Raw genomic sequence first — 26,599 nt, 5'->3', positions numbered from 1 at the left:
AGCATATGGCGATGTCTGCACTCTCACCTCTGCTGGGCCACCACCAGCAACAGCAGCTGACGCTGCTGGATCGCTACGCGCAGACCCGCGCGCTGAGCGATCGCCTCGCCGCACCCCTGAGCGCTGAAGATGCGATGGTGCAGAGCATGCCCGACGCCAGCCCCAGCAAATGGCATCTGGCGCATACCACCTGGTTTTTCGAACGCTTCGTGCTGCAGGCCGACCCTGCGTACTGCGTCTTCGATCCGGCGTGGGACTTTCTGTTCAACAGCTACTACCAGAGCGTCGGCCCGATGCATGCGCGAGCACGTCGCGGGGTGTTGTCGCGTCCATCGCTGCAACAGGTGCGCGACTATCGCGCGGCTGTGGACACTCACATGCACCAGCGCCTGCAAGATGGCGTGCTCGATGCGCAGGCCTGCACCATCGTGCAACTGGGCATCCAGCACGAGCAGCAGCACCAGGAGTTGCTGCTGACCGACATCAAGCACGCGCTGTGGAGCAATCCGCTGCAGCCGGCCTATCGCGATGCGCCGGCACCGCCTGCTGCAGTCGCCAGCACGTTGCGCTGGCAGGCGCGCGACGAACAGATCGTGGAGATCGGCGCAGCGGCATGGCCGCAGGCCGACACCTTCGCCTACGACAACGAGTCGCCGCGTCACCGCGTGCTGATCGGTGCCCACGCCTTGGCCAATCGCGTCGTGACCAATGCCGAGTTTCAGCAGTTCATCGACGCTGGCGGTTACCGCAGCGCCGGTGCCTGGCTCAGCGATGGCTGGGCGATGGTGCAGGCGCAGGGCTGGCAACATCCGTTGTACTGGGACACAGATGGACGCGAATTCACCCTGGATGGCTGGCGCGCGCGCGATGCGCATGCGCCGGTCTGTCACCTGAGCCTGTTCGAGGCCGATGCCTTCGCCCGCTGGGCCGGTGCGCGACTGCCCACCGAAGCCGAGTGGGAACAGGCTGCTGTCGGTGTGTCGGTGCAAGGCAATTTCGTCGATACCGACGCACTGCATCCGCGCGCTGCCCAGGCAATGGACACCGGCATGCAGCAGCTGTTCGGCGATGTCTGGGAATGGACCGGCAGCGCCTATCTGCCGTATCCCGGTTTTGCGCCCTGGCCCGGCTCGCTGGGCGAATACAACGGCAAATTCATGAATGCGCAATGGGTACTGCGCGGCGGCAGCTGCGCCACGCCGGCCAGTCATATGCGCGCCAGTTACCGCAACTTTTTCCCCTCCGATGCGCGTTGGCAGTTTGCCGGCGTGCGCCTTGCCAAGGACCTGCCTTGAACGCCGCCGCCCATGCCATGCAACGCGCGCACGCCGCGCTGACGGACCTGCGCCCGCAACCAGACGACATCACCGCCGACGCACTGGCCGGCTTGTCGCAGACCCCGAAGACACTGCCGTCGAAATATTTCTACGACGCGCGCGGCTCGCAGCTGTTCGAAGCCATCACCCGCCAGCCGGAGTACTACCTCACCGGCACCGAACTGGGACTGCTGGAAGCCAGCATGCCGGCGATCGCACAAGCGATCAGTGCCGGAGTGCACGTGGTCGAATACGGTAGCGGCAGCGGCCGCAAGACAGAGCTGCTGTTGCAGGGGCTACGCGATGTGGTGGCGTACACGCCGCTGGAAATTTCGCGCACCGCACTGCTGGAAAGCACCGCGCGGCTGGCCCAGCAATTCCCGCAGATCCAGATGCTGCCGGTCTGCACCGACTTCACCAAGCCGTTGCGCCTTCCCGCTGCGCAGCGACCCTCGCGCCGCCATGTGGTGTTTTTCCCCGGCTCGACGCTGGGTAACTTCACCGACACCGCTGCCATTGCCCTGATGGACGCGATGCGCCAGACCATGGGAAGCGATGGCTGCGCGCTGATCGGTATCGATCTGGACAAGGACGCCGGCCTGGTCGAAGCCGCCTACAACGATGCGGCCGGTGTCACGGCCGAGTTCACCTTGAACCTGTTGGCGCGACTCAACCGCGAGATCGGCAGCGACTTCGATCTGGACGGCTTCCGTCACCATGCGGTGTATGCGCGCGAGCGCGGGCGCATCGAAACCTTCTTGATCAGTCAACGCGACCAGCGCGTGCACGTGGGCGGAAAGGACTTCGCCTTTGCCGATGGCGAAGCCATGCAGGTCGAGTACAGCTACAAGTACACCGACGCGCGCTTTGCCGAACTGGCCGCGGCCGCCGGGCTCAAGGTCACGCACGGTTGGAACGACACCAAGGATTGGTTCGGCCTGCGCCTGCTGCGCCCACTGTGAGCACGCGGGGCAGGCGTGCAACCGCCCAGTGATGCGCAGATCGCCGCGCTGATGCGGCACTTGCTCGCACAACGGCAGCCTGAGCAATCACTCTGCCCCTCGGAGGTGGCGCGCGCGTTGAGCGACGACGCTGCCGTGTGGCGCAATCTGATGCCGCAGGTGCGCGAGGTGGCCGCGGCAGCCGCACGCGCCGGCGTCGTCCGTGTCACCCAGCAAGGCAGGACAGTGCAGCTGCCGGATGTTCGCGGACCGATTCGCCTGATGCGCGGGCCACAGTTCGACTGAGGACTGGCGTGCGCGACCAGCGGCCGACAGGTCGATCTCACGCTGGGCTGTGGCGGAGCGCTCGATGCCGGTCCTTGTCGCAGAGCAGCTGATTTGCGGCTTTGCTGCAGGGTTCCTGCCCGCCCACCACTTCAGGCCGCCTGCACCACATGCAACGCCTTCGGATTGCGCCACTGCGCGAGCAGCGCGGCCTCGCGCGCCTTGGCCTCATGCAGATGCGCCTCCTTGACGTGGCCATAGCCGCGGATGTGTTCGGGAATGCTGGCGATCTGCGCAGCGAGCCCCACATTGTCGGAATCCAGGCGCTCCAGCAGCCCGTCCACGGTGGTCAGGTAATCGACAATCAGCTGCCGCTCGCTACGCCGCTCGGCGGTGTAACCGAACACATCGAGCTTGCCGCCGCGCAGGAATTTCAGCCGTGCCAGCAGCTTGAAGGCGCTGAACATCCATGTCCCGTATTCGCGCTTGATCAGATTGCCGTGCGCATCCTTCTTGGCCAGCAGCGGCGGTGCGAGGTGGAAGCGCACGGTGTAGTCGCCCTCGAACTGCTGCTGCAGCCGGCGCTGGAAATCGCCACGCGTGTATAGCCGCGCCACTTCGTATTCGTCCTTGTAGGCCATCAGCTTGAAGGCGTAGCGCGCTACCGCTTCGGTCAATGCACTGCTGCCGGGTGCGCGCTGGGCCTCCTGCGCACGCACCCGTTCCACCAGCGCGCAATAGCGCTGCGCGTAGGCAGCGTCCTGATAGTCGGTCAGAAATGCGATGCGGCGCGTAATCGCTTCGTCCAGCGACTGCGCCAGCTGCTCATCGTCGAGCGGATGCTCCGGTGCATCTACCTCGCCATGCAGCGTGCTGCCATCGGTCTGCGCCAATGCACGCGGTGCGTTCTGTCCGCTGAGGTCGTGGTCTTCCCAGCTGCCGGGCCCGCGCGCGGCTGGGGTGTCGCCGTGCAGGTGTGCAGGCGCGTGCACGGTACCCAGGCCGGCCGCGCGTTGCACCGCCGGTAGATCCACTGCCGCCAGGCGGCCCCAGGCGAAGGCCTGCTGGTTCATCGCCACCGCCGCGCCATTGAGCTCGATCGCACGCATCAATGCCGCATGCGACAACGGCACCAGCCCGTGCTGCCAGGCATAGCCCAGCACGAACAGATTGCTGGCGATCGCATCGCCCAGCAGTGCGGTGGCCAGCTGCGTGGCGTCCAGCAACAATGGGTCCTTGCCGCCGAGCGCGGTGCGCACGCCTGCAATGATCTCGGCGGCGGGGAACTGCAGATCCGGCTGCGTGGTGAAGCTGCCCGGCATCGCTTCGTAGGTATTGAGCACCACCTGGGTGCGGCCATCGCGCACCTTGGACAGCGCCCAGTAATCGTTGACCACCACCATGTCGCAGCCCACCACCAGGTCGGCTTCACCGGCGGCAATGCGTACTGCGTGGATGTCGCCGGGCGTGCGTGCGATGCGGATATGCGTGGTCACCGCGCCGCCTTTCTGCGCCAGGCCGGTCTGGTCCAGCACCGTGGCGCCCTTGCCTTCCAGATGCCCGGCCATGCCCAGCAGCGCACCGATGGTCACCACGCCGGTGCCGCCGACGCCGGTGATCAGGATGTTCCAGGGCTGCTCCAGCGTGGTGCGTTGTGGCGGTTCGGGCAGGGTATCCAGCAACGCACTGGCATCGCGCTTCTTGCCCTTGCGCGGCGCTCCGCCATGCACGGTGACAAAGCTCGGGCAGAATCCCGACACGCACGAATAATCCTTGTTGCAATTGGACTGATCGATCTGCCGCTTGCGCCCGAATTCGGTTTCCTTCGGCAGCACCGACACGCAAAAACTTTTTTCGCCGCAATCGCCGCAGCCTTCGCAGACCAGCGAATTGATCATGACGCGCTTGGGCGGGTCGACCAGCTTGCCGCGCTTGCGACGCCGGCGTTTTTCGGTGGCGCAGGTCTGATCGTAGATCAGGATCGATACGCCCTTGACCGTGCGCAGCTGCTGCTGCACCGCCTCCAGTTCAACACGATCATGAAATGCGACATCGGCGGGAAACAGATCGCGGCGCCGCGTCCATTTGCCGATGTCGTCGCTGACCACCGCAATCTCGTGGATGCCTTCGGCGCGCAGCTGATGGGCGATGTCGGGCACGCTGAGCGTGCCGTCCACCGGCTGGCCGCCGGTCATGGCCACCGCATCGTTGTAGAGGATCTTGTAGGTGATGTTGACGCCGGTGGCGACCGATTGACGAATCGCCAACGAGCCGCTGTGGAAATACGTGCCATCGCCCAGGTTCTGGAACACGTGCGGGGTGTCGGTGAACGGCGCCTGCCCCGACCAGGTCACGCCTTCGCCGCCCATGTGGGTGAAGGTGTCGGTGGAGCGGTTCATCCAGGTCACCATGTAATGGCACCCGATGCCGCCCAGCGCGCGCGAGCCGTCCGGCACCACCGTGGAGGTGTTGTGCGGGCAACCGGAGCAGTAATGCGGCACGCGCGGAAACTGCGCACGCGGCAAGGCCATTTCCGCTTCCTTGCTGTCCATCCAGCGCAGCCGCTGCTCGATCGAATCGGTCGTGAAAAAGCGCTGGATGCGCTTGCCGATCACCGCGGCGATCGTGGCCGGCGTCAGCTCGCCGGTGGAGGGCAGGATCCATTGCCCATGCTCGTCGTACTTGCCGACGATGCTCGGCCGCGCACCGGCGCTGGCCGGCCAGTTGTAGAACAGCTCCTTCATCTGGCGCTCGATGAAAGCCTTCTTTTCTTCCACCACCACGATGTCGTCGAGCCCTTGCGCAAACGCGCTGATGCCCACCGGCTCCAGCGGCCAGGTCATGCCGACCTTGTACACGCGGATGCCGATCTGCGCGCAGGCCTGCGCATCCAGGCCCAGGTACTCCAGCGCCTGCAATACATCCAGATAGCTCTTGCCGGTGGTGACGATGCCCAGCCGCGCACGCGGCGAATCCAGCACGATCCGGTCGATGTGATTGGCCCGCGCAAATGCCTGCGCCGCCCCCACTGCGTAGCGGTGCAGACGCATTTCCTGATCCACCGGCGGGTCCGGCCACCGGATGCTCAAGCCGCCCGGCGGCAGCGCGAAATCCTCCGGCAGCACGATGCTGCGCGCGAGCGGGTCCACCTGCACCGAGGCCGACGATTCCACCGTCTCGGCGATGGTCTTGAAGCCGATCCAGCGCCCGGTGTAGCGGCTCATCGCCCAGCCCAGCAGGCCCATGTCCAGGATGTCCTGCACCCCGGCCGGGTTGAGGATGGGCATCATCGCGCTGACGAATTCCTCTTCCGAACCATGCGGCAGCGTGGAGCTGCGGCAGGCGTGGTCGTCGGCGGCCAGCGCCAGCACGCCGCCGTAGGGCGAAGTGCCGGCGGCGTTGCCGTGCTTGAACACATCGCCGCTGCGATCCACGCCCGGGCCCTTGCCGTACCACATGCCGTACACGCCCTGGACCTTGGCGCCGGGGAACAGGTTGGTCTGCTGGGTCCCCCACACCATGGTGGCAGCCAGATCCTCGTTGAGTCCGGGGGTGAAGGTCACCCGGGCCGCATCCAGGTGCTTGCGTGCGCGCCACAGCTCCAGATCGAAACCACCCAGCGGGCTGCCGCGGTAGCCGCTGATGAAGCCGGCGGTGTCCAGGCCGGCAGCGTCGTCGCGCAGGCGTTGCAGCAACGGCAGCCGCACCAGGGCCTGTACGCCGGACAGATAGATGCGCCCGTCGGTGCGCGTGTATTTGTGGTCCAGGGTGTAGTCCGCATCCACCCGGCCGAGCTCCGGCGTGTTGGCAGAGTCGGGAGAAGAGAGTGCAGCGGTACTGGTCATGGCGTGCCCGGAAAGGGTGGCTGGGACCCGGTGCGTATCATTTGAAACCAATGACGCGCCCGACGGATTCCAAAACGGCGGCGCAAAGTGTAACAGTCAGCCTTCACGCGCCCGTTCGCATGCGGATGCGCAGCCGTCGCGCTGCGGGTAGGATGGGGACGGGAAGGGGTCGTTTGCTGTCAGGGGAAAACACAGTGAAAAGGAAATACGCATGGGCCGCCTTGGCCCTGCTTGGAGGCGCGTGGTCGCTGGCGCAGGCACAGAGCCTGCCCAAGCCCAAGGAGTTCTATTTCGACGAAGACCGCAGCACCACCAAGACGGTGGTTGCGGTGCCGGGGCAGGGCGATGCCGTGGTCGACCGCCTGGCCGCGATGGTGCAGCGTGACGCACGCGCCGCCGAGCCCCGCGCCCAGCTGGCGTCGCTGGCCTATGCCGGCGGACGGACGCAACTGGGCGATGAGCTGTACCAGGGCGCGTTGGCCCTGGTGTCCAATGGCAGCCAGCAGTACCGGGCCATCACCTGGAACTATGGCTGGGACCTGCTACGTGCCGATCACGCAGACAAGGCGCTGCAGCAGTGGGCCAACCTGGCCAACGGCCGTCCGGCCACGCCGGCATGGCTGCCAACCACCGCCGCACTGGCGTTGTGGCGGGCCGGGCGCAAGCAGGAGGCGGTGGAGTGGTATGCGGCGGCCGTGCGCACCTGGCCCGACCGCTGGGGCAGCACCGCCAACTACGCCAGCCTGCTGCCGGACTGGCGCGAGGCAGAGCGCGCCACCCTGGCCGAGGTCTTCGCGGCCTGGCAGGCCAACCCGCCCGCGTTCCCGTAAGCGCTTGGCCCCGCTGCGGGAATGTCGCGCAGCGGGGCGTGCACCGGGCGGATGTTGCGCCGGCATCGTGTCATTGTGGCTCACCATCGATCTGGTGCGCCGCCCTGCCGCTTTCCAGGAACGGGACTCATACGTCGACTCCGCTATCTGAGTGGAAGGCCGCTCAGGTGCGTGCGCCTGAGCGTCGCCACGGTTGAAGCTCGACTTCCTGACGTTGCGAAGCTGATGCGTGGGATGACAGCGTGGTCTGCACGTTTGCTGCAGGGTCCTTGCCCGCCCACGCTCGCGGGACACGCTGCAAGTACGTCCATGTAAGCTCCGTGACGGCATCCATGCCGCCACAGGGTCCCGCGACGGTGGGCGGGCAAGGACCAGTCAAGTTGGTCGGTGCGCAGAGGTTTCAACCCGTAACGGCAAGCCGCGCGACGCGGTGTCTTCGTTCTTCGACAGAACCACCAGCCAACTGTCTGGTGCGGCGACGGCGCGCGCCACGTCAGCGTTCTGCCGACGCCCGCGCAGGGTCATGCGATCCTGTGCCTCTATTTCCAATGGACCTGACCCTGCATGGCGGTGGATGCATTTGCGTTGATCCTGGCGATGCTGGGGCTTGGCCTGGTGTTCGCGCGGCTCAAGGTGCTGCCCGACAACAGCGCCGATGTGCTCAACCGCATCGTGTTGTACATCTGCCTGCCGGCCTCGGTGCTGACCTACGTGCCGCGCCTGCATCTGGACGCCTCGCTGGGCGGGGTGATCGCCACGCCGTGGCTGCTGACCGCCATCATCGTGCCACTGCTGTGGGGCTGCAGTCGCCTGCTGCGCTTTGGCCGTGCCGAGTACGCCGCGCTGCTGATGTGCGTGGTGTTCACCAACTCCAGCTTCATCGGCTTTCCGATGGTGCGGGCGCTGTTAGGCGACCACGCCCTGCCGTACGCGGTGGTCTACGATCAGTTCGGCACCTTCGTACTGCTGTCCACTTTCGGGCTGTACGTGCTGGCCCGCTACAGCGGCGATACGCCCCCCACCGCAGCCATGATCCTGGCCCGGGTGCTCAGGTTCCCGCCGCTGTGGGCGCTGCTGTTCGCGCTGACGCTGATGCCGGAGCAGCCGCCGGCCTGGATCGGCTCGGGCCTGAAGAGCCTGGCCGATGCGATGTTGCCGCTGGTCATGCTGGCAGTGGGGTTTTCGCTGCAGTTGCGCCTGCCGGCCGACGAGCTCAAGCCGCTGGCGGTGGGCCTGGTCTTCAAGCTGGCGGTGATGCCGATCCTGGCGTTGCCGCTGTCCTGGGCGCTCGGCCTGCGCGGGCTGATGCTGCAGACCAACGTCCTCGAATCGGCCATGCCCACCATGATCACCGCCGCCGCGCTGGCGATCTCCCATCGGCTGGCCCCCCGGCTGGCGGCGGCCATGGTCGGCTACAGCATCCTGCTGTCGCTGCTGACCTTGCCCGCCTGGTCCTGGCTGCTGGCGCGCCTTTTGGCTTGATCGGCCCGCAGCCGCATGGAATGCTGGCCTGCGGCATGGTGCCGCGCCCACACGCAGGACGACCACATGCAGGGATATCGTCGAATCGGAGTCGCGTTACTGTGCCTTGGCGCCAGCCTGTCCGCCTCTGCGGCAACAGCGCCTGGCACGCCCGACCCCGCCGATGCACCCGAGGTGCAGCAGTGGGTGCAGCAGGTTGGCCAGGCCATGCAGGCGCGGCTGCAGACACTGGCCGTCAGCGGACAGCCGGGTCAGCGTTATGTTGCAGGCCTGCTATGGCTCGGCAATGACACGCCGGCTGATACGCAGTCCGCCGCCACCGGCTATGCGCCGGCCCAGCGGGCACTGCTGCAGGGGGCGCTGGATGCACGGCCACGCGATCTGCTGGTCGCGCGCGCAGAGGCCAACGGCTGTCCTGCAGAGCTGCGCTGCGACCCCGTCGGCGCACTGGCTTTTTTGGAACAGGCCGATGCCGGCAACGCCGATCCGCCGTTGCGTGCCTTCACCGCCGCGCAGCGACGCGGCGATCGCATTGCCGCCGAATCTGCCTGGCAGGCCGCCGCACGCGCGGACCATTTCGACAGCGGCGCGGTTGCGCTGGGGCAGGCCTTGCACGCGGCCTATGCCGGGGTGCAATGGCCGCAACTGCAATCGGTGCAGCTACGCGCGCAACTACAGTCACAAGGCCTGCCGTCTACCGGCGCAGAGATGGCGATGAGCTACGCGGTCGGCACCTGGGCGGCCCAGGTGATTCCGTCGCTGGTCGAGATCACGCGACGATGCACCCCGCCCATCGCCGCACCTGCATTGCGCGATGAGTGCATGGCCATCCTCGGCGCCCTGGGCAATGACGACGCAATGCTGGTAACGGCGTTGATCGGCTCCGAGCGCATGGCGGCGCTGAGCACCGGCGGCGACGCGGCGTACTGGCACGCGCGGGTGCGCGAGTTGCGCTGGTTGCAGCAACATCAACACAGCCGCCCGCCCGGTGTTGCCACCGCCGCCGCTGAGCTTGAGGCCACCTTGACGCAAGGTGAAATCCCCTCGCTGCGCGCGTACTTGCGGCGCAACGGCATTGCCGCCTTGCCACCGGCACACTGGCATCCGGTCGCGGCACTGCGTCGATAGATGGCCTTGCAGCATGCGGGCGCGGCTGAACCCTGCGCCGATGCTGCACTGCGACGACGAACGCGCGTATCGCGTTTAACGCGTTTCGACTACTTCCTCACCTTGCCGCGGTGTACGCTGCCGGCTTGCTCCCGGAAGCGAGGCGTGCATGAAGACAGTCCTGGTGGCCGCCTCCAAAGGCGGCGTCGGCAAGACCACGATCGCCACCAATCTGGCCGCACACGCGGCGTTGCAAGGCCAGCGCACCGTGCTGGCAGATGCCGATCCGCAAGGCTCGTCCACACGCTGGGCGCAACGACGCGCCAGCCTCGAAAGTGCGGTGCTGCCGATCGACGCCACCAAGCGCCGCAACTGGCAGGCTGCGGTTCCCGATGGCACCGACCAGTTGATCATCGATGCTCCGGCCGGTGCGATGGCCGACGACCTGAGCGGCTTTCTGGACCATGTCGACGCCATCGTGGTGCCGGTGCTGTCGTCGGCACTGGATATCGAAGCGGTGGTGGGATTCCTCAACACGCTGGCCAAGGTGCCGCGCGTGCACCAGCGCAAGCTCCCGGTGGGCCTGGTGCTCAACCGCGCCCGTCCCTGGACGCAGACCTCGCAGCAGGCCGCCGACATGATCGGCACCTGGCCCTATCCGCTGGTGACCCAGTTGCGCGACACCCAGGCCTACGTGGTCATGGCCGGGCTGGGGCGCAGCTTGTTCGATTACCGCTCGGCGCAGGTGCGCGACCATCAACAGGACTGGGAGCCGCTGTTGAAGTGGCTCAAGAAGTCCTAGAACCGGAAAGTTCCTATGCGCGAATTGATCTTGTTGCGACACGCCCATGCCGAGCCGGCCGATACCGGTCAGGCCGACTTCGACCGCCCGCTGTCCCCGCACGGCATCGCCGAGGCCGAATCGGCCGGGCGCTGGCTGCGCGAACAGCGGCTGGTGCCCGACCGGGTGCTGTGCTCGCCGGCACGGCGTGCCCGCGAGACCCTGGAAGCGGTGCTCGAGCTCACCGGCTATATCGAACAACGTCTGGACGAGCGCATTTACGAAGCAACACCGGGAACCCTGGCCAGCCTGGTCGACGAACACCGCGAGGCCGAGCGCCTGCTGCTGGTCGGCCACAACCCGGGCCTGGAGCGGTTGGCCGCGTTGATGCATAGCGGGCAGACCGGCGATTACCGCGGCATGCCGACCGCCTCGATCGCCTTGCTGGCCCTGCCGCTGGACGCCACCATCGAGCCAGGGATCGCCCGCCTGACCGCCTTCTGGTGGCCTTGATCCGTGTCATCGTCGCTGCGCTGGTTCGCCTGGCTCGCGCTCTGGGTCGCGCTCCCCTGCCTTGCGCAGCAGAAAGTGCACCTCATCGATCCGGTGCAATCGCGCTTCGGGTTCGAGATCAAGACCCGCTTCGGCATGAAGATCGAGGGGTTCTTCCCACGTTTCCGCGGTGAAGTGGTGGAGTTGCCCGACAAACGCCAGCAAGTCAGGTTCCGCCTGGATGCCACCCAGGTGGAGATTCCGGGCAAGGACCGCTATACCGGCTGGATGCGTGGCGAGGATTTCTTCGATGTGGCGCGCTACCCGGTGGTGGAATTCGAGTCGCTGCCCTACACCGAGGAAGCGATCAAGGACGGCGGCAACATCACCGGCAACCTGACCATCCGTGGAATCACCCACGTCGAGACTTTGCACGTTGCACCGGCTGAATGCGCGCGGCCGGGCTATGATTGCGATGTGATCAGTCGAGGTACGGTCCTGCGTGGACGTTACGGAATGAATGCGTGGCAGATGGCCCTGGGCGACAGGGTGACATTCATTCTGCGTGGGCGGTTGCAGGAGGCGCGGCGCCCGTGAGGCTCCTGTTGAGGCTGCTTGTGCTGGCAACCCTGTTGCTCGGCACCGGATGCGCCGGCCTGTCGCAAGTCGAACGCAACCGTGCTGCCGGCGTCGCCGCTGCGGCGCGTAGCACCGTGGTGAGCTGCACCCAGGCCAATCACTGCGCCCAGCCCTCGCCGCTGCGCACGCTGGGCGGCGATGCCATCACCGCTTCCACCGCGGCCGCGCCACGCCATTACGCCACCATCGTCGACCACGGCGAACAATCCCTGGTGGCGCGGCTCAACCTGATCCGCAGCGCCACCCGCAGCATCGATCTGCAGACCTACATCTTCGACAAGGACGACAGCGCGCGCATGGTGCTGGACGCGCTGACCGATGCGGCGCAGCGCGGGGTCAAGGTACGGATCCTGATCGATCAGCTGTCGGCAATCGCCGACCTGCAGATTCTCGGCGCGCTGGCCAGCACCCACGAAAACCTGCAGCTGCGCATCTACAACCCCACCTTCGGCAAGGTCAAACTCAATTACTTCGATTACGCCGGCAGCGTGCTGTGCTGTTTCCGGCGCTTCAACCAGCGCATGCACAACAAGCTGCTGGTGGTGGACGACGTGCTGGGGGTGGTCGGCGGGCGCAATTACCAGGACGACTATTACGACTGGGACAGCGAGTACAACTTCCGCGACCGCGACGTGATCCTGGCCGGCCCGGAAGTGCGCGCGATGGCGGCCAACTTCGATGCGTTCTGGCGCGCACGGCGCAGCGTGCCGGCCGAGCGCCTGAACGATGTGGGCAGGCTGCTGCTGGAGCAGGGCGCCCCGCAGATGCCGCCGGCACAGTTCCGGCGCCCGGATCGGGTGGGGCGGGTGGACCAGGAAGCGCGCGATCCGCAGTTCGTGCGCGATGCCTTCGTCGCGCCGGCGATGTCGGTGCAGCGCGTGCTCTACGTAGCTGACCTGCCGCAAAAGCATCGCAAGGAACATGCGTCCAAGGCGGTGTCGACGGCGCCGGAACTGGACGGCCTGATCGCCGGCGCGCAGCAGGAAGTGCTGCTGCAAACGCCGTATCTGGTGTTGTCCGACGAGGCTCAGGCGATCTTCCGCGCGCTGCGCAGTCGCCCGCAGCCGCCGCGCATCGTGGTGTCGACCAATAGCCTGGCAGCCACCGACAACCCCATCGTGTATGCGCTGTCGTACAAGTTCAAACGCCGCAACATGCGCGAGCTGGGCTTCAACCTGTACGAATTCAAGCCATTTCCGCTGGATGCGCCGGTGGATTACGCCAACCTGGTGCCGGACCCGCTCAATCCAGCTTCCGAAGTCAATGAAGACAGCCGCACCAATCGGCTGATCGGCGGCAGTGCGGCCGGCAACGCGATGCGTGGCAGTGGCGCTGGTGGCGATGCCGGCGGGCAAACGGCGCCGGCCAGCGCGCTGCGCGGCAGCGGCGCCGGCCGCGCGCCCGGCGGCAGCGAGGTCGACCGCCGCGTGCTCCGTACCGAAACCCGGCCGTCGTTTCTGGGCACGCGCGCGGTCAACAAGCCGCTGCCGGTCACCCGCGCCGGCGCGCGCATGGGGCTGCACGCCAAATCGCTGGTGGTGGATCGCCGCATCGGCGTGATCGGCACGCACAACTTCGATCCGCGCAGCGAGAACTACAACACCGAAGCGGCGGTGGTGATCGACGATGCGCGCTTTGCGCAGGCGCTGGCCGCCAGCATCGAGCGCGACATGCGCCCGGAAAATGCCTGGACAGTGGCTCCGCGCGAAAAGCCGCCGGTGCTCAGCGGATTGAACTATAGCGTGGGCAAAGTCTCCGAAGCGTTGCCGGTGCTGGACTTCTGGCCGTGGCGCTACGCCACCAATTACGAGTTCCAGCCGGGCCCGGGTTGCCCGTTCCCGCTCAAGCGCCAGGACCCGCAGTTCCGGCAGTGCTATGTGGCGGTAGGCGATTTCCCCGAGGTCAACGTCGGGCCGAAATGGCTGCTGGTGCGCATGCTGACCGCGTTCGGCGCCGGCCTGGTGCCGATTCTCTGATCGACCGCTAAGAGCAGCCGACAAGGTGGCCGTGCTCACCGCCCAGCGGGCGCGGCCTTGCCCGGTACGGCATGTGGCCCTCGCACCCGCCGGTTCCGGGCGTGCCGTCCGCACCCGCCCACGACTGTTCGTTACGTTGTGTTGGCCGCTCCAAGGCTGCATCTTTCGACAGAAACGAGCGGCGCACTGGTTGCCGGCATGGCGTCGGACCGCCCTGTCAGCCGGGCGGCGCGACCACTCCCGCCAATCCGGGGCAAGCAGCGACCCCGACTTGCAGTAGCCTTGAATCCACCAGGCAGCGGCAGGCGTTGCACCAGCCACGCTCCCGCCGATGCGATTCCCGATTCCTGATTCCCCATTCCCCATTCCCCATTCCCCATTCCCCATTCCCCATTCCCCATTCCCCATTCCCCATTCCCCATTCCCCATTCCCCATTCCCCATTCCCCAGCCATGACCTTCCGCGCTCCCGTCGATCTAGCCGCCCTCAATGCCTCCAGCCGAAACACCCTGATCGAGCAGCTGGGCATCGTGTTCACCGAAGCCGGCGACGACTGGCTGCGCGCCACCATGCCGGTGGATGCGCGCACCAAACAGCCGTATGGCCTGCTGCATGGCGGCGCCTCGGTGGTGCTGGCCGAAACCCTGGGCAGCAGCGCCGGCAACCTGTGCGTGGATATGACCACCCAGATGTGCGTGGGGCTGGAGATCAATGCCAACCACCTGCGCGCGGCCACCGAGGGCCTGGTCACCGGCACCGCGCGCGCGGTGCATGTAGGGCGCAGCACCCAGGTCTGGGACATCGTCATCGAAAATCCGGCCGGCAAGCGCGTCTGCGTCTCGCGCCTGACCCTGGCCGTGGTGGCGCGCACCCATGGCTGAGTACGCCTGGCAGTTGCATCAGTGGAACAGCACCACCCGCTGCCGGCACTGCGCCGCGGCCGAGCTGCTGTCACAATAGTCGTGTCTCCTTCTCCCGTTACCGGTCCCGTTCGTCGAATGAGCGAGTCATCCCTGGACGCCACGCGCGACGCTGGCGGCCCGCTGCGTTGGTTCCGGTACCTGTATCGGGTGCCGCTGCTGCTGTTGCATCTGTGCCTGTGCCTGCCGATCACCATGCTGTGCGTGGTGACGCCGCCGCTGGCGCGCATCCGTACCGGCCCCGCGGACACCCTGGACGAGCTGATGATCCGCTGGTGGCAGGGCAACCTGATGCGCATCTTCGGCTTTCGGCTGCGCCGCTTCGGTACGCCGCTATCGGGCGCCACCTTGTTCGTGGCCAATCACGTCAGCTGGGTCGATATCTCCATGCTGCACAGCCAGCGGGTGATGGGCTTTGTCGCCAAGCGGGAAATCGCCGGCTGGCCGCTGGTAGGCTGGCTGGCGGCCAAGGGCCAGACCATCTTCCATCAGCGCGGCAATACCGAATCGCTGGGTGGGGTGCTGCTGGAAATGCTGCAGCGCCTGCGCAGCGGCAAGCCGGTGGGCGTGTTCCCGGAAGGGCGCACCCGCGGCGGCACCGAGGTCGGCCCGTTCCATGCGCGCATCTTCCAGGCAGCGGTGGAAGCCGGCGTGCCGGTGCAACCGGTGGCGCTGCGCTACGGCGCGCGCGGCAATGCGCAGGCGGTGGTGGCCTTTGGCGAGCGCGAAAGTTTCTTCGCCAACATCGTGCGCCTGCTCGGCGAGCCGTCGCGTCTGGCCGAAGTGCATTTCCTGGAGCCGATCGGTGCGTTCGATGTCGAAGGACGTCGCCGCCTGGCCGACACCTCGCGTCAACGCATCATCGCCGCGATGCAGTCCTGAGCCGGCGATGCACGCGCTCATCCATCCAGGGGCCGGCGTCCTGCTGCCCGGCCCGATGAGCGCATGAACGCCTCCGACTTTCAGCCGCCGCGCTGGCTGCGCAATCCGCACGTGCAATCGGTGCTGGGCAGCAGCGCCTTGCGCCGGCTGCGCAGCCGTCAGTTGCTGAGCGCCAGCGGCGCGGTCACCACTGAACATATTCTCGACGGCGGCGACGGTGTGCGCCTGCAGGGCTGGATGAGCGTGCCGCCGGGCGATGCGCCGGTGCGCGGTACCGTGCTGCTGCTGCACGGCTGGGAAGGCAGCGCCGATTCCAACTACATGCGGCTGACCGCCGCGCGCCTGCTTGGCCTGGGCTACCAGGTGTTCCGGCTGAATTTCCGCGATCACGGCGACACCCACCATCTCAATGTGGACCTGTTCCACTCCGATCGCATCGATGAGGTGGTCAACGCGGCCGGCGATCTGTGGCGGCGCTTTCCCGCGCCGCAGCTGCTGGCGGCCGGCTATTCGCTGGGCGGCAACTTCGCGCTGCGGCTGGCCTTGCGGGCACCGGCCGCCGGCCTGCCGCTGACGCGGGTGGCGGCGGTGTGTCCGTTGCTGGACCCGGCTGCGACCATGACCCAGCTGGAAAAGGGCCCGCAGTTCTACGATTGGTATTTCCGCCGCAAATGGCGCGAATCGCTGCTGCGCAAGCGCAAGCTGTTCCCGGACCAGCACGGCTACGACGACGCCACCCTGGCGCTGGACATGCGCGAGCTGATGGCCTGGCTGGCGGTGCAGCACACCGGCCACGGCTCGCTGGAAGCGTATTTCGACAGCTATTCGATCGCCGGCGAACGTCTGGCCGGCCTGCAGGTGCCCTCGCACATCCTGATGGCCGAAGACGACCCGGTGATTCCGTTCGAGGACTTCGCCGGCTGGAAACTGCCGGCGCACGCGCACCTGGAAATCGCGCGCTGGGGCGGCCACTGCGGCTTTCTGGAAAACGCCCGCGGCGACGGATTCGCCGAGCGCTGGGTGGCCGAACGGCTCACCGCAGCGCTCTAACGGCCGCGCTAATCGTGCTGAAAGGACATCCGCCTCTGGGTGCCCTGGCCGCGGTTTCATCGGCGCTCGCCGGTGGCCTGATGGTCTACGACAGCGCTCTCAGGCTCTACGCCTACCCGCAAACCGGCGAGATCCTGTTCTTTGCACAGACAGGACCGGCCGCCATCGGCGCCCAGGCTGCGTTCTGGTGTGCGGGGCATCTTGTCCCTGGGATGCTCTGTGGCCTGCGGCGCAAGCGTGCCTGGCCGGATGTGGGCGCGCGTGCCAACGTCCGACCCGTGCGGTCACTCGAGCTGACAGCCGCAGTGGCGATGGAAGCGGCCCTTGCAGACACTCTCGGGCAGTCACGGCAAGCGGGCGGCAATAGACCGCAGTGTCGGGCGTACACCAAGCCGCCGCAGCGCGCATCGTTACAATAGCGGTTTGTCCGGGACACGCCGCCGCCATGCAAGACGCCATTCTTCAAGCCCTGCGCCGCAATGCGGCCGACGATGCGGTGGCGCTGGCCCGCGAGTGGGCGACCACCGCGCCGGACAACGCTGCCGCGCACCGCTGGCTCGGGCTGTCCTTGCAGCAGCAAGGTCAGCCGGCGCTGGCGCTGACCAGCATCGAAACCGCGCTGACGCTGACCCCGGAAGATGCCGACCTGCATCTGCTGCGTGCCGGGCTGCTGCTGGCCACGCGCGATCTGAGCGCGGCCGATGCCGCGTTGTCGCGCAGTACCGCGCTGGATCCCAACCAGTTCAACGCCTACGTGATGCAGGCGCATCTGGCCGTGGCACGCGGCGATCTGGACGATGCCGAGCGGCTGAGCCGCACCGCTGCACGGCTGTCTCCTGACCACCCGCAGCTGCTGGCGGTCGATGGTGTGGTGGAGATGCGTCGCGGCCAGAGCGACCGCGCGCTGTCGCTGCTGACCCGGGCCGCCGAGCAGCTGCCGGACGACCCGCGGGTGATGTTCGCGCTGGGCTTTGCCTACCTGCAGAAGGAACATTTTGCGTTCGCCGAGCGCGCCTTCGAGCGCGTGGTCGAGCTCAATCCGCCGGGTACTGCCTTGCGCGCCTTCATCGCCCAGCTGGCCCAGCGGCAAGGCCGCCTGGACGACGCGCTGAGCGCGATGCAGGGCGTGCTGGCGCAGCCCGACGGCGATGGTCCGGCGATGCGCCGGCTGGCCGGCGAAATGGAATTGCAGGCCGGTCGCCCGGACCAGGCAGCCGCGCATCTGCGCCTGGCGCTGGCGCATTGGCCGGCCGACCGCCGCACCTTGCATGCCTTGCTCACCGCCTGGGAGCGTCTGGGCGCGGTGGACGATGCGCGCGACACCCTGGATGCGGCGCTGGCCACCTCCAGCAATGCGCACGATCTGTGGCTGGCGCGGTTGGCAGTGGAGCCGGTCGGCGGGCCGCAGGCGCAGGCGGTGATCGAGCGCTGGCTGCTGGGCATGCCCGAGCACCTGCCCGCGCTGGAAGCGCTGATGCGCGTGCACGACATGCAGGGCCATGCCGACGAAGCGGAAATGGTGGCGCGGCAGATCGTGGCGGTGGAGCCGGGCCGCATCAGCGGTGAGCAGCGCATCGTCGAAGCGCTGCTGGAGCGCGATCCGCCGGCAGCGATCGCCTGTGTCCAATCCTTGATCGAGTCCTTGCCCGAACCGCAGCAGACCGTCCTGCGGCCTTGGCTGGGCAATGTGCAGGACCGCGCCGGCCAGCCCGACGCCGCCCTGGCGACCTGGATGCAGTTCCATCGCGAACAGGCCCAGCACCGCCTGCCGTTGCCGCCGCAGGCCGCCAAACAACCGATGCAGTGGCCGGCGCTGGGCAGCATTCCCGACACCGTCACCGCGCGTCCGCTGTTCGTATGGGGCACGCCTGGCTCGCATGTCGAACGCCTGATCGCGGTGATGGACGCGGCCACCCCGCTGGTGCGCGGCGACCGTTACGGCGCCACGCCGCCGTCCGATGCGTTGCAGAGCTATCGCAGCGTCGAGCAGCTGGCATCCGGCGAACTGGCGCCGATGGCCCTGGTGGAAGGCTGGAAGGCACAGCTGCCGCGCCGCGGCATCGACGATGGCAACGTCATCGACTGGCTGCTGTGGTGGGACAACACCCTGCTCGCCGCGCTCCGCCCGCATCTGCCCGAGGGGCGGCTGGCGATCGCGCTGCGCGATCCGCGCGACATGCTGCTGGACTGGCTCTCGGCCGGCGCGTCCGCCCCGCTGGCGGTGCAGTCGCCGCAGCAGGCCACCGACTGGCTGCTGGCCGCGCTGGAACAGCTGGCCGTGCTGCACGAACGCGATCTGTATCCGCACCGGATCATCCGCCTGGATGGCATCGAAAGCGATCCGCAGGGCATCTCCACCGCGCTGGAGCAGGCGTTCGGGCTGAGCTTCCCGCTGGTCGAGCCACGCGGCCCGGCCCGCCTGGCCGCCGGCCGCTGGCGCAACTATCGCGGCGTGCTCGGCGCCCAGTTCGACCTGCTGACGCTGATCGCCGTGCGCTTCGGGTATCCGCAGGACTGACGCGCGGCCTGCCGCATACATCCCACAAGCGCGACGCCGTCGTAGGAGCGGACCCGGCCGCGACAAGGCGTTGCCGATACCAGTGAAGCCCGTCGCGGCCAGGTCCGCTCCTACAGAGATCCAGAGCCCAGATGACGCGGCACGCGTGGACACCGATGGTGTTCAGCGATGCCTGCGATCCATGCCCGGAGATTCTCGGTGCGCAGGGCTGTCGTAGGAGCGGACCCGGCCGCGACGAGGCGTTGCCGATACCGGTGAAGCCCGTCGCGGCCAGGTCCGTTCCTACGGAGATTCAGAGCCCGGATGACGCGGCACGCGTGGACGCCGATGGCGTTCAACGATGCCTGCAACCCATGCCCGGAGATCCCCGGTGCGCAAGGCTGTCGTAGGAGCGGACCTGGCCGCGACAAGGCGTTACCGATACAGGTGAAGCCTGTCGCGGCCAGGTCCGCTCCTACATAGACCCAGAGCCCGGACGACGCGGCACGCGTGGACACCGATGGCGTTCAACGATGCCTGCAACCCATGGCCGGGAGATCCCCGGTGCGCAGGGCTGTCGTAGGAGCGGACCCGGCCGCGACGAGGCGTTGCCGATACCGGTGAAGCCCGTCGCGGCCAGGTCCGTTCCTACGGAGATTCAGAGACCCGGACGACGCCAGCTGTGCCACACAAGGTTCCACTGCGACGGCTTCCGTTGCGGTGCCAATCCAGGCAGGCTGAGCGCTTGGATCCACGGAGACTTTGCATGCGTCTGACCAGCACCAGCATCGAAAACGGCAAGCCCATCGCAGTGGAATTTGCTGCCGGTACCCCGGACGGCTTCGCGCCGAACCGCAACCCGCATCTGGCCTGGAGCGATGTCCCGCAAGGCACGCGTTCGTTCGCGCTGCTGTGTCTGGACCCGGATGTGCCGACGGTGCCGGAGACGGTGGGCCGTGAGGATCTGCAGATCCCGGTCGAGCAGCCACGCACCGATTTCGTGCATTGGGCGATGGCCGACATCCCCGCTGGCGTGCACGAGATTGCCGCAGGCAGCTGCAGCGACGGCTTCGTGGCCAAGGGCAAGCAGCAGCCGGTCGGTCCCGCCGGCGCTCGCCAGGGCCTGAACTCCTACACGCAGTGGTTCGCGGGCAATCCCGACATGGCCGGCGACTATCTGGGCTACGACGGCCCGTACCCGCCGTTCAACGATCTGCGCCTGCACCGCTATTTCTTCCGGGTGTTTGCGCTGGATGTGGAAAAGCTCAGCCTGCCCGCCACCTTCACTGCAGCCGATGTGCTGTCGGCCATCCAGGGCCACGTGCTGGCCGAAGCGGCGCTGCATGGCACGTACACGCTGAATCCGTCGCTGCGCTGAGACCGCGCAATCCGACCGCGTGGCCGCTGGCTTCGCGGTCGCCACAGGGGAGCAGGGCGTTCGGGTCGAACGCTCGATCCGGCGCATGGCAAGTCGCGTCCTGCATGCATGGCGTCTCGCCCAAGCGGCGCTGCAGGGCACGCGAATGCTGAATCCGTCGCCGCGCCAGGACCGCGAAGCAGACCGCGTGGCCGGCGGCTTTGCGGTGGGAACGAAACGAATGCCAGCTCGATCGAGCCGACAGTCGGCTGCCCAGTCAACGCGAGTCGTGCACGGCCTTCGCACGCAGGCGACGCTGCGCGTCTGGCGTACCCGCCGCACCGTACCGGCACGTCGATCGGTGTGCATGAGCGAAGTGATGCCTCGGGCCGTCGAAGCGGCCGCCGGTTCTGCCAAGCACCGGCTCGTCGCGCCTGGCCGATCGGCATGGGCGTCGCAGAGCGCCATTGCCTGGCCGAACCTGCAACGGCTCGATGTCAGACCAATCCCGACTCCCGACTCCCCAATCCCCAATCCCCAATCCCCAATCCCCAATCCCCAATCCCCAATCCCCAATCCCGGCCCATCACCCGTTAGCCGCTCGCCTCGATCATCTGCTCCAGCACATAGACCGGCGCGCCATCCTGACCGCCCGCCGGCGGATAGCGGGTGACGCGCAGCAGGGTGCGGATGCCGGTCTCGTGGTCGAAGCCTTCGATCCTGCCGTCGAAGCGGCGCCAGGAAGCGGTCGCCGGCTGTCCGTCGGTGCGCTCGCGCAGTTGCAGGCAGGTGCGTGATGGGTCGGAGGCGCAGGGCACGGTGTCGGCCGCCACTTCGATCAGCAGCGTCTGCCCGGGCCCGCCGTAGCGGGTGGTTGCCGTGGGCACGCCGTTGAACAGCAGGCGGGTGCCATCGCTGCGGATCAGGGTCAGCCGGGGCGCGGCGTGCGCGGTGTCCAGCGTCACCGCAAAGCTGCCGGACAGCAGTTCGCTGGCGGCGCGCTCCTGGGACATTTTGCGCGGCTGCGCGCATAGCCGCTTGCTCGATACCACCCGGCCGATCTGCAGCTGCGTATCGGCCACGCTGTAGTTGGCGCCCAACGCGTTGCAGGTCTGGCTGACCTGGATGCGTTGATCGGCAAAGTCCAGTTGCAGCGGCGCGCTGCCGGCCACGAACAGGCTGCGCAGGGCCGTGCCGTGCGCATCGCTGGCCTGCTGCAGCTGCCAGTGCTGCGCCTGCAAGGCAGCGCGCAACGGGGCGTTGTCGCTGACGGGCGCGGTCGCTGCGGTCGAGGCGGACGTTGCGCCTGGCGCGGCGCCGTCGGCACCGGGCGTTGCGCCCGAGCCGCAGGCCGTCACGCCCGCCGCCAGCAGGGCTGGGGCAAAGAACACGGCACGCATCGGCGGCTCCCGGTGGTCAAGGCACCAGTGATACCGCCAGCGCGCGGCGGCGGCAATGACCGGCGTCACTGCCCGTGCAGTTGCCCCGCCGCGCGCCGCTGTGGCGACCGGCAGGGCATGCGCATTCGCGGGTCAGGCCGCGACCGGCAACCACAGCAGCAGGGCGGCGCCGAGCACGATGCGGTACACCGCAAACACCGTGAAGCGGTGCTTCTTGATGTAGCCCAGCAGCCACTTCACCACCACAAAGCCGGTGATGGTCGCCGCCACGAAGGCCACCGCCACATCGGCCCAGTTTTCGCTGCCGAAGCCGCCTTCCTTGTACATCTCCAGCAGCGCATAACCGCTGGCCGCGAACATGGTCGGGATGCCCACCATGAACACGAAATCCGCCGCCGCCGAGCGCTTGCTCAGGCCCAGCAGCATGGCCAAGAAGATCGCCGAGGCCGAGCGCGAGGTGCCGGGAAACACGCCGGCCACCACCTGCGCCAGCCCCACCGCGATGGCCACCTTCCAGGTCACCACATCGCGCTCGGGCAGCTTGCCGGCAAAGTGCTCGGCCACCAGCATCCACAGGCCGCCGATCAGCAGCGCCCAGGCCACCGGATGCACGGTTTCCGGCAGCTGCCAGCCGGCCTTGCGCACGATCAGCCCGACCACCGCGGTAACCATGAAGGCCACGCCGATCTTGAGCACGTAATCGCGGTTGGCGCGCTCGCCCAGGCCGGTGGCCAGGGTCCACAGCTTCTGCCGCAGCGCCAGGCAGATGGCCAGGATCGCGCCGGCCTGGATGACGATGTTGAAGAAGTCAGAACGGCGTCCGAGCCATTGTTCGGCGATCAACAGGTGGCCGGTGCTGGAGATCGGCAGGAATTCGGTGAGGCCTTCGAGAATGCCCAACAGCAGGGCGGAAATCAGATCGGACATCGGACGTGAGGAGGGGATTGGGGGAGGCGTCAGGATAGTGCATTGCGGCATGCACCATATCGGTGCATCCTCTGCGCGGATAGCACCTGAATGGTGCTATCGAGCCGCGAGCGACCTCAAGCGACGCAAGCAAAATCAACGACTTGTGAAAGTCTGCCATTTGGCATGGTCCCTGCTGTAGTTCCGCCCACGAGCCACTTCACTCCAATCCGAGGTTTCTTCCGATGTCCGTGGAAAACGTTGAAAAGCTGATCAAGGACAACAAGGTCGAGTTTGTCGACCTGCGCTTCGTCGATATGCGTGGTGTACAGCAGCACATCACCTTCCCGGCCAACATCATCGAGCCGGCGCTGTTCGAAGAAGGCAAGATGTTCGACGGCAGCTCGATCGCGGGTTGGAAGGGCATCAACGAGTCGGACATGGTGTTGCTGCCCGACGCCGGCACCGCGTACCTGGATCCGTTCTTCGCCGATCCGACCATCGTGCTGACCTGCGACATCCTCGATCCGGCCACCATGCAGAGCTATGAGCGCGACCCGCGCGGCATCGCCAAGCGCGCCGAGGCCTACCTGAAGTCCTCCGGCATCGCCGACCAGGCGTTCTTCGGCCCGGAGCCGGAATTCTTCATCTTCGACTCGGTGCGCTTCGCCAACGACATGGGCCACACCTTCTTCCAGGTGGGTTCCGAAGAAGCGGCCTGGAACACCGGTGAAAAGTACGACGGCGGCAACAGCGGCTATCGTCCGGGCGTAAAGGGCGGCTACTTCCCGGTTCCGCCGACCGACACCCTGCACGACCTGCGCGCGGAAATGATCAAGACCCTGGAACAGGTCGGCATCGAAACCGAAGTGCACCACCACGAAGTGGCCACCGCCGGCCAGTGCGAGATCGGTACCAAGTTCAGCTCGCTGGTACAGAAGGCCGACGAACTGCTGACGATGAAGTACATCATCAAGAACGTCGCCTACCGCAACGGCAAGACCGCCACCTTCATGCCCAAGCCGATCGTCGGCGACAACGGCAGCGGCATGCACGTGCACCAGTCGCTGGCCAAGGGCGGCAGCAACCTGTTCACCGGCGACGGTTACGGCGGCCTGTCGCAGCTGGCGCTGTGGTACATCGGCGGCGTCTTCAAGCACGCCCGCGCGATCAACGCCTTCGCCAACTCCGGCACCAACAGCTACAAGCGCCTGGTCCCGGGCTTCGAAGCGCCGGTGATGCTGGCCTATTCGGCGCGTAACCGCTCTGCCTCGTGCCGCATTCCGTGGGTCACCAACCCAAAGGCACGCCGCATCGAAATGCGCTTCCCCGATCCGTTGCAGTCCGGCTACCTGACCTTTACCGCGCTGATGATGGCCGGCCTGGACGGCATCAAGAACCAGATCGACCCGGGCGCGCCGAGCGACAAGGATCTGTACGACCTGCCGCCGGAAGAAGAGAAGCTGATTCCGCAGGTGTGCTCCAGCCTGGATCAGGCCCTGGAAGCGCTGGACAAGGACCGCGAGTTCCTCAAGGCCGGTGGCGTGATGAGCGACGACTTCATCGACGGCTACATCGCGCTGAAGATGCAGGAAGTCACCAAGTTCCGTGCTGCGACCCATCCGTTGGAGTACCAGCTGTACTACGGCAACTGAGTTCCACCGCGGTGATGGCGGAGGCCCCCCCTCCCACCTCCGCCATCGCCGCACATGTTCGATGGCTCCCCGGCACCGCCGTGGAGTCGAGGGGAACGAGAGAGCACACAGTTCGCGGCGCGCGGGCCTGACCTCTCCCACGAGGCGGATGCCTGGCATCCGTCGGGGTCTGCGCGATCCGCGAACGATTGGATGCCGGGGTTGGCATCCAGGTGAATGACACCGCCGGGCGGCGCAATGCCGGCCGGTTCCTTCCACCTTTCGGGGTATGCGCATGAAATTGATCACCGCCATCATCCGGCCGTTCAAGCTCGACGAGGTCCGTGAGGCCCTGTCCGCCGCTGGCGTGTCGGGTATTACCGTCACCGAGGTCAAGGGCTTCGGGCGGCAAAAAGGCCACACCGAGCTGTATCGCGGCGCCGAATACGTCGTGGATTTCCTGCCCAAGATCAAGATCGAGACGGTGGTCACCGACGACCGGTTGGACGCCGTGGTCGAAGCGATCCAGAACGCGGCCGGCACCGGCAAGATCGGCGACGGCAAGATCTTTGTGACTGCGATCGAGCAAGTGGTGCGGATCCGCACCGGCGAAATCGGCGCCGATGCGCTCTGAGTCCCCCACCTCCGGAGGTCGTATGAAGACAGCTCTGTTTGCCGGGTGGAAAGCCCGGTTCTATAGCGTGTGCATGCTGATGCTGTTCAGCGCGTTGGTGGTGGGCGGCATGGGCAGCGCGCAAGCGCAGTCCACCCCGCAGGTCACCCCGTTGCCGACCGAGCCGGTCACCACCGAACCGCTGCCGTCTGCGCAGCCGGCCGCCGCGCCGGCCGCCGCGGCCGAAGCCGCGCCGGTGGTCGACAAGGGCGACGTCGCCTGGATGCTGACCTCCACGCTGCTGGTGCTGCTGATGGTGGTGCCGGGCCTGGCGTTGTTCTACGGCGGCATGGTGCGCGCCAAGAACGTGTTGTCGGTGCTGATCCAGGTCGCAACGGTGTTCTCGCTGCTCACCATCCTGTGGGTGCTCTACGGCTACAGCCTGGCGTTCTCCGGCGAAGGTCCGTGGATCGGCAACCTGGACAAGGCGCTGCTCAAGGGCGTGACCATCGAGAGCCTGTCGGCCACCTTCACCAAGGGCGTCAGCCTGCCGGAATACGTGTTCGTGGCGTTCCAGGCGACCTTTGCCGGCATCACCGGCGCGCTGATCGTCGGTGCCTTTGCCGAACGCGCCAAGTTCGCTGCGGTGCTGCTGTTCTCGGTGATCTGGTTCACCTTCGGCTACCTGCCGCTGGCGCACATGGTCTGGGCCACCGGCGGCTACCTGTTCGGGTTGGGCGCGCTGGATTTTGCCGGTGGCACCGTGGTGCACATCAACGCCGGTATCGCCGGTCTGGTGGGTGCCTACTTCGTCGGCAAGCGCGCCGGGTTGGGGCGTGAGGCGATCAAGCCGCACAACGTGACCCTGACCTTCGTCGGAGCCTCGCTGCTGTGGGTGGGCTGGTTCGGCTTCAATGCCGGTTCCAACCTGGAAGCCAATGCCGGTGCGGCGCTGGCCTTCCTCAACACCCTGCTGGCTACCGCGGCCGCCATCCTGGGCTGGTCGCTGACCGAGAAGATCATCAAGGGCAAGTCGTCCGCCCTCGGTGTGGCCTCGGGCATGGTCGCCGGCCTGGTCGGCATCACCCCGGCCTGCGGCACCGTGGGTCCGTTCGGCGCCATCGTGATCGGCCTGGCGGCCGGCGTGCTGTGCGTATGGGGCGTCACCGGCCTGAAGCGCCTGCTGGGCGCGGACGACAGCCTGGACGTGTTCGGCGTGCATGGCCTGGGCGGCATCATCGGCGCGATCCTGACCGGCGTGTTCTCGGCGGCCTCGCTGGGCGGCCAGAAGGGCGGCGACTACGACATCCTGCATCAGGTGAAGATCCAGGCCCTGGGCGTGGGCATCACCGTGGTGTGGATCGGCGTGGTGTCGGTGGTGGGCTTCCTGGTCGCCAAGCTGGTGTTCGGCCTGCGCGTCACCGAAGAAGCCGAGCGCGAGGGCCTGGATATCACCTCGCACGGCGAAGCCGCATACGAGTCCTGAGCATGCACACCCGCGGCCACGCTGCCGCGGATGGCGCAACGACCCGGCCGGGAGAACCCGCCGGGTCCGTTTTCCCGCCGCCGCCCTGCTGGCTGCGGACCAACTGCCGAGGTGCCTGCATGACCAGCCCCACGCCCGTCGCTGTCGGCGCGGATGCGAG

21 protein-coding genes and 1 other RNA gene are annotated in these 26,599 nt (G+C 67.1%); 19 read left to right on the top strand and 3 right to left on the bottom strand.

The features are described from left to right. Positions 1–5: 5 nt before the first annotated feature. From egtB to FHY18_RS20650, 3 genes are read left to right on the top strand one after another with little or no spacing between them, the layout of a single operon-like run. Positions 6–1,295 carry an ergothioneine biosynthesis protein EgtB gene (gene egtB, locus FHY18_RS20660; RefSeq protein WP_259159588.1) on the top strand — a complete coding sequence of 430 codons (1,290 nt, stop codon included), beginning with the start codon at positions 6–8 and terminating at the stop codon, positions 1,293–1,295. Next, positions 1,292–2,278, top strand: coding sequence for an L-histidine N(alpha)-methyltransferase (gene egtD / locus FHY18_RS20655; RefSeq protein WP_259159586.1), 987 nt, complete (start codon positions 1,292–1,294; stop codon positions 2,276–2,278). Before egtB ends, egtD begins: the two co-directional genes overlap by 4 nt. A 15-nt stretch (positions 2,279–2,293) precedes the next feature. Then, entirely contained in the window at positions 2,294–2,563 is a 270-nt protein-coding gene (locus FHY18_RS20650; protein WP_259159584.1) for a DUF3253 domain-containing protein, read from the top strand. 131 nt (positions 2,564–2,694) lie between these two features. Here FHY18_RS20650 and FHY18_RS20645 read toward each other — a convergent pair whose 3' ends face one another. Then, positions 2,695–6,387 (bottom strand): indolepyruvate ferredoxin oxidoreductase family protein, encoded by a 3,693-nt coding sequence (locus FHY18_RS20645; protein ID WP_259159582.1) that lies wholly within the window; start codon positions 6,385–6,387, stop codon positions 2,695–2,697. 194 nt (positions 6,388–6,581) lie between these two features. Here FHY18_RS20645 and FHY18_RS20640 point away from each other — a divergent pair, with 194 nt between their 5' ends. The 13 genes from FHY18_RS20640 to FHY18_RS20580 all read left to right on the top strand — a co-directional run bounded on the left by FHY18_RS20640 (position 6,582) and on the right by FHY18_RS20580 (position 20,421). Next, the gene (locus FHY18_RS20640; RefSeq protein ID WP_259159581.1) at positions 6,582–7,217 is read left to right on the top strand and encodes a tetratricopeptide repeat protein; all 636 of its coding nucleotides are present in this window, start codon (positions 6,582–6,584) and stop codon (positions 7,215–7,217) included. Positions 7,218–7,781: 564 nt separating this feature from the next. Continuing rightward, the gene (locus FHY18_RS20635) at positions 7,782–8,699 is read left to right on the top strand and encodes an AEC family transporter (protein WP_259159578.1); all 918 of its coding nucleotides are present in this window, start codon (positions 7,782–7,784) and stop codon (positions 8,697–8,699) included. Between the two features lie 66 nt (positions 8,700–8,765). Further along, positions 8,766–9,827 (top strand): hypothetical protein, encoded by a 1,062-nt coding sequence (locus tag FHY18_RS20630; RefSeq protein ID WP_259159577.1) that lies wholly within the window; start codon positions 8,766–8,768, stop codon positions 9,825–9,827. A 148-nt stretch (positions 9,828–9,975) separates the two neighbouring features. After that, positions 9,976–10,608 carry a ParA family protein gene (locus tag FHY18_RS20625; RefSeq protein WP_259159575.1) on the top strand — a complete coding sequence of 211 codons (633 nt, stop codon included), beginning with the start codon at positions 9,976–9,978 and terminating at the stop codon, positions 10,606–10,608. 15 nt (positions 10,609–10,623) lie between these two features. Continuing rightward, complete coding sequence (locus FHY18_RS20620; protein ID WP_005992684.1) at positions 10,624–11,100, top strand: histidine phosphatase family protein; 477 nt, start codon at positions 10,624–10,626, stop codon at positions 11,098–11,100. Between the two features lie 3 nt (positions 11,101–11,103). Next, a complete protein-coding gene (locus FHY18_RS20615) occupies positions 11,104–11,676 on the top strand; it encodes a YceI family protein (RefSeq protein WP_259159574.1) in 573 nt (190 codons plus the stop codon). Then, positions 11,673–13,694 carry a phospholipase D family protein gene (locus FHY18_RS20610; RefSeq protein ID WP_259159572.1) on the top strand — a complete coding sequence of 674 codons (2,022 nt, stop codon included), beginning with the start codon at positions 11,673–11,675 and terminating at the stop codon, positions 13,692–13,694. Before FHY18_RS20615 ends, FHY18_RS20610 begins: the two co-directional genes overlap by 4 nt. Before the next feature lie 71 nt (positions 13,695–13,765). After that, positions 13,766–13,841, top strand: a non-coding RNA gene (locus FHY18_RS20605) — sX9 sRNA. Positions 13,842–14,146: 305 nt separating this feature from the next. Next, positions 14,147–14,575: a hotdog fold thioesterase gene (locus FHY18_RS20600; protein ID WP_259159571.1), complete on the top strand. Its 429-nt coding sequence runs from the start codon at positions 14,147–14,149 to the stop codon at positions 14,573–14,575. 21 nt (positions 14,576–14,596) lie between these two features. After that, positions 14,597–15,496 carry a lysophospholipid acyltransferase family protein gene (locus FHY18_RS20595; RefSeq protein ID WP_259159570.1) on the top strand — a complete coding sequence of 300 codons (900 nt, stop codon included), beginning with the start codon at positions 14,597–14,599 and terminating at the stop codon, positions 15,494–15,496. A 63-nt stretch (positions 15,497–15,559) separates the two neighbouring features. After that, positions 15,560–16,546 (top strand): alpha/beta fold hydrolase, encoded by a 987-nt coding sequence (locus FHY18_RS20590; RefSeq protein ID WP_259159569.1) that lies wholly within the window; start codon positions 15,560–15,562, stop codon positions 16,544–16,546. A 445-nt stretch (positions 16,547–16,991) separates the two neighbouring features. Next, on the top strand, positions 16,992–19,064 hold the full coding sequence (locus FHY18_RS20585) for a tetratricopeptide repeat protein (protein WP_259159568.1): 2,073 nt from the start codon (positions 16,992–16,994) through the stop codon (positions 19,062–19,064). A gap of 745 nt (positions 19,065–19,809) precedes the next feature. Further along, positions 19,810–20,421, top strand: coding sequence for a YbhB/YbcL family Raf kinase inhibitor-like protein (locus FHY18_RS20580; RefSeq protein WP_259159567.1), 612 nt, complete (start codon positions 19,810–19,812; stop codon positions 20,419–20,421). A gap of 572 nt (positions 20,422–20,993) precedes the next feature. On the opposite strand, the gene FHY18_RS20575 is transcribed toward FHY18_RS20580, so the two are convergent. Together FHY18_RS20575 and FHY18_RS20570 are read right to left on the bottom strand one after the other, a co-directional pair. Next, complete coding sequence (locus FHY18_RS20575; protein WP_259159566.1) at positions 20,994–21,800, bottom strand: META and DUF4377 domain-containing protein; 807 nt, start codon at positions 21,798–21,800, stop codon at positions 20,994–20,996. A 132-nt stretch (positions 21,801–21,932) separates the two neighbouring features. After that, positions 21,933–22,727, bottom strand: a complete 795-nt coding sequence (locus tag FHY18_RS20570) for an undecaprenyl-diphosphate phosphatase (protein WP_259159565.1) — start codon at positions 22,725–22,727, stop codon at positions 21,933–21,935. A 224-nt stretch (positions 22,728–22,951) separates the two neighbouring features. On the opposite strand from FHY18_RS20570, the gene glnA reads away from it, so the two are divergent. The 3 genes from glnA to FHY18_RS20555 all read left to right on the top strand — a co-directional run bounded on the left by glnA (position 22,952) and on the right by FHY18_RS20555 (position 26,439). Continuing rightward, the gene (gene glnA, locus FHY18_RS20565) at positions 22,952–24,361 is read left to right on the top strand and encodes a type I glutamate--ammonia ligase (protein ID WP_104611882.1); all 1,410 of its coding nucleotides are present in this window, start codon (positions 22,952–22,954) and stop codon (positions 24,359–24,361) included. A 274-nt stretch (positions 24,362–24,635) separates the two neighbouring features. Continuing rightward, entirely contained in the window at positions 24,636–24,974 is a 339-nt protein-coding gene (locus tag FHY18_RS20560; protein WP_002808480.1) for a P-II family nitrogen regulator, read from the top strand. Positions 24,975–24,996: 22 nt separating this feature from the next. Then, positions 24,997–26,439, top strand: coding sequence for an ammonium transporter (locus FHY18_RS20555; RefSeq protein ID WP_259159536.1), 1,443 nt, complete (start codon positions 24,997–24,999; stop codon positions 26,437–26,439). Positions 26,440–26,599: the final 160 nt, after the last annotated feature.

This window comes from Xanthomonas sp. 3793 (genome assembly GCF_024806835.1).
Classification (GTDB): Bacteria; Pseudomonadota; Gammaproteobacteria; order Xanthomonadales; family Xanthomonadaceae; genus Xanthomonas; species Xanthomonas arboricola_F.
Note: the sequence above shows the minus strand (reverse complement) of the source record. Positions and strands in the feature narration are given on the sequence as shown.

Coding starts and splice junctions, on each gene's coding strand:
- egtB (WP_259159588.1), top strand. CDS start 6: ATGGCGATGTCTGCACTCTCACCTCTGCTGGGCCACCACCAGCAACAG.
- FHY18_RS20645 (WP_259159582.1), bottom strand. CDS start 6,387: ATGACCAGTACCGCTGCACTCTCTTCTCCCGACTCTGCCAACACGCCG.
- FHY18_RS20635 (WP_259159578.1), top strand. CDS start 7,782: ATGGCGGTGGATGCATTTGCGTTGATCCTGGCGATGCTGGGGCTTGGC.
- FHY18_RS20630 (WP_259159577.1), top strand. CDS start 8,766: ATGCAGGGATATCGTCGAATCGGAGTCGCGTTACTGTGCCTTGGCGCC.
- FHY18_RS20625 (WP_259159575.1), top strand. CDS start 9,976: ATGAAGACAGTCCTGGTGGCCGCCTCCAAAGGCGGCGTCGGCAAGACC.
- FHY18_RS20620 (WP_005992684.1), top strand. CDS start 10,624: ATGCGCGAATTGATCTTGTTGCGACACGCCCATGCCGAGCCGGCCGAT.
- FHY18_RS20600 (WP_259159571.1), top strand. CDS start 14,147: ATGACCTTCCGCGCTCCCGTCGATCTAGCCGCCCTCAATGCCTCCAGC.
- FHY18_RS20590 (WP_259159569.1), top strand. CDS start 15,560: ATGAACGCCTCCGACTTTCAGCCGCCGCGCTGGCTGCGCAATCCGCAC.
- FHY18_RS20585 (WP_259159568.1), top strand. CDS start 16,992: ATGCAAGACGCCATTCTTCAAGCCCTGCGCCGCAATGCGGCCGACGAT.
- FHY18_RS20580 (WP_259159567.1), top strand. CDS start 19,810: ATGCGTCTGACCAGCACCAGCATCGAAAACGGCAAGCCCATCGCAGTG.
- FHY18_RS20575 (WP_259159566.1), bottom strand. CDS start 21,800: ATGCGTGCCGTGTTCTTTGCCCCAGCCCTGCTGGCGGCGGGCGTGACG.
- FHY18_RS20570 (WP_259159565.1), bottom strand. CDS start 22,727: ATGTCCGATCTGATTTCCGCCCTGCTGTTGGGCATTCTCGAAGGCCTC.
- glnA (WP_104611882.1), top strand. CDS start 22,952: ATGTCCGTGGAAAACGTTGAAAAGCTGATCAAGGACAACAAGGTCGAG.
- FHY18_RS20560 (WP_002808480.1), top strand. CDS start 24,636: ATGAAATTGATCACCGCCATCATCCGGCCGTTCAAGCTCGACGAGGTC.
- FHY18_RS20555 (WP_259159536.1), top strand. CDS start 24,997: ATGAAGACAGCTCTGTTTGCCGGGTGGAAAGCCCGGTTCTATAGCGTG.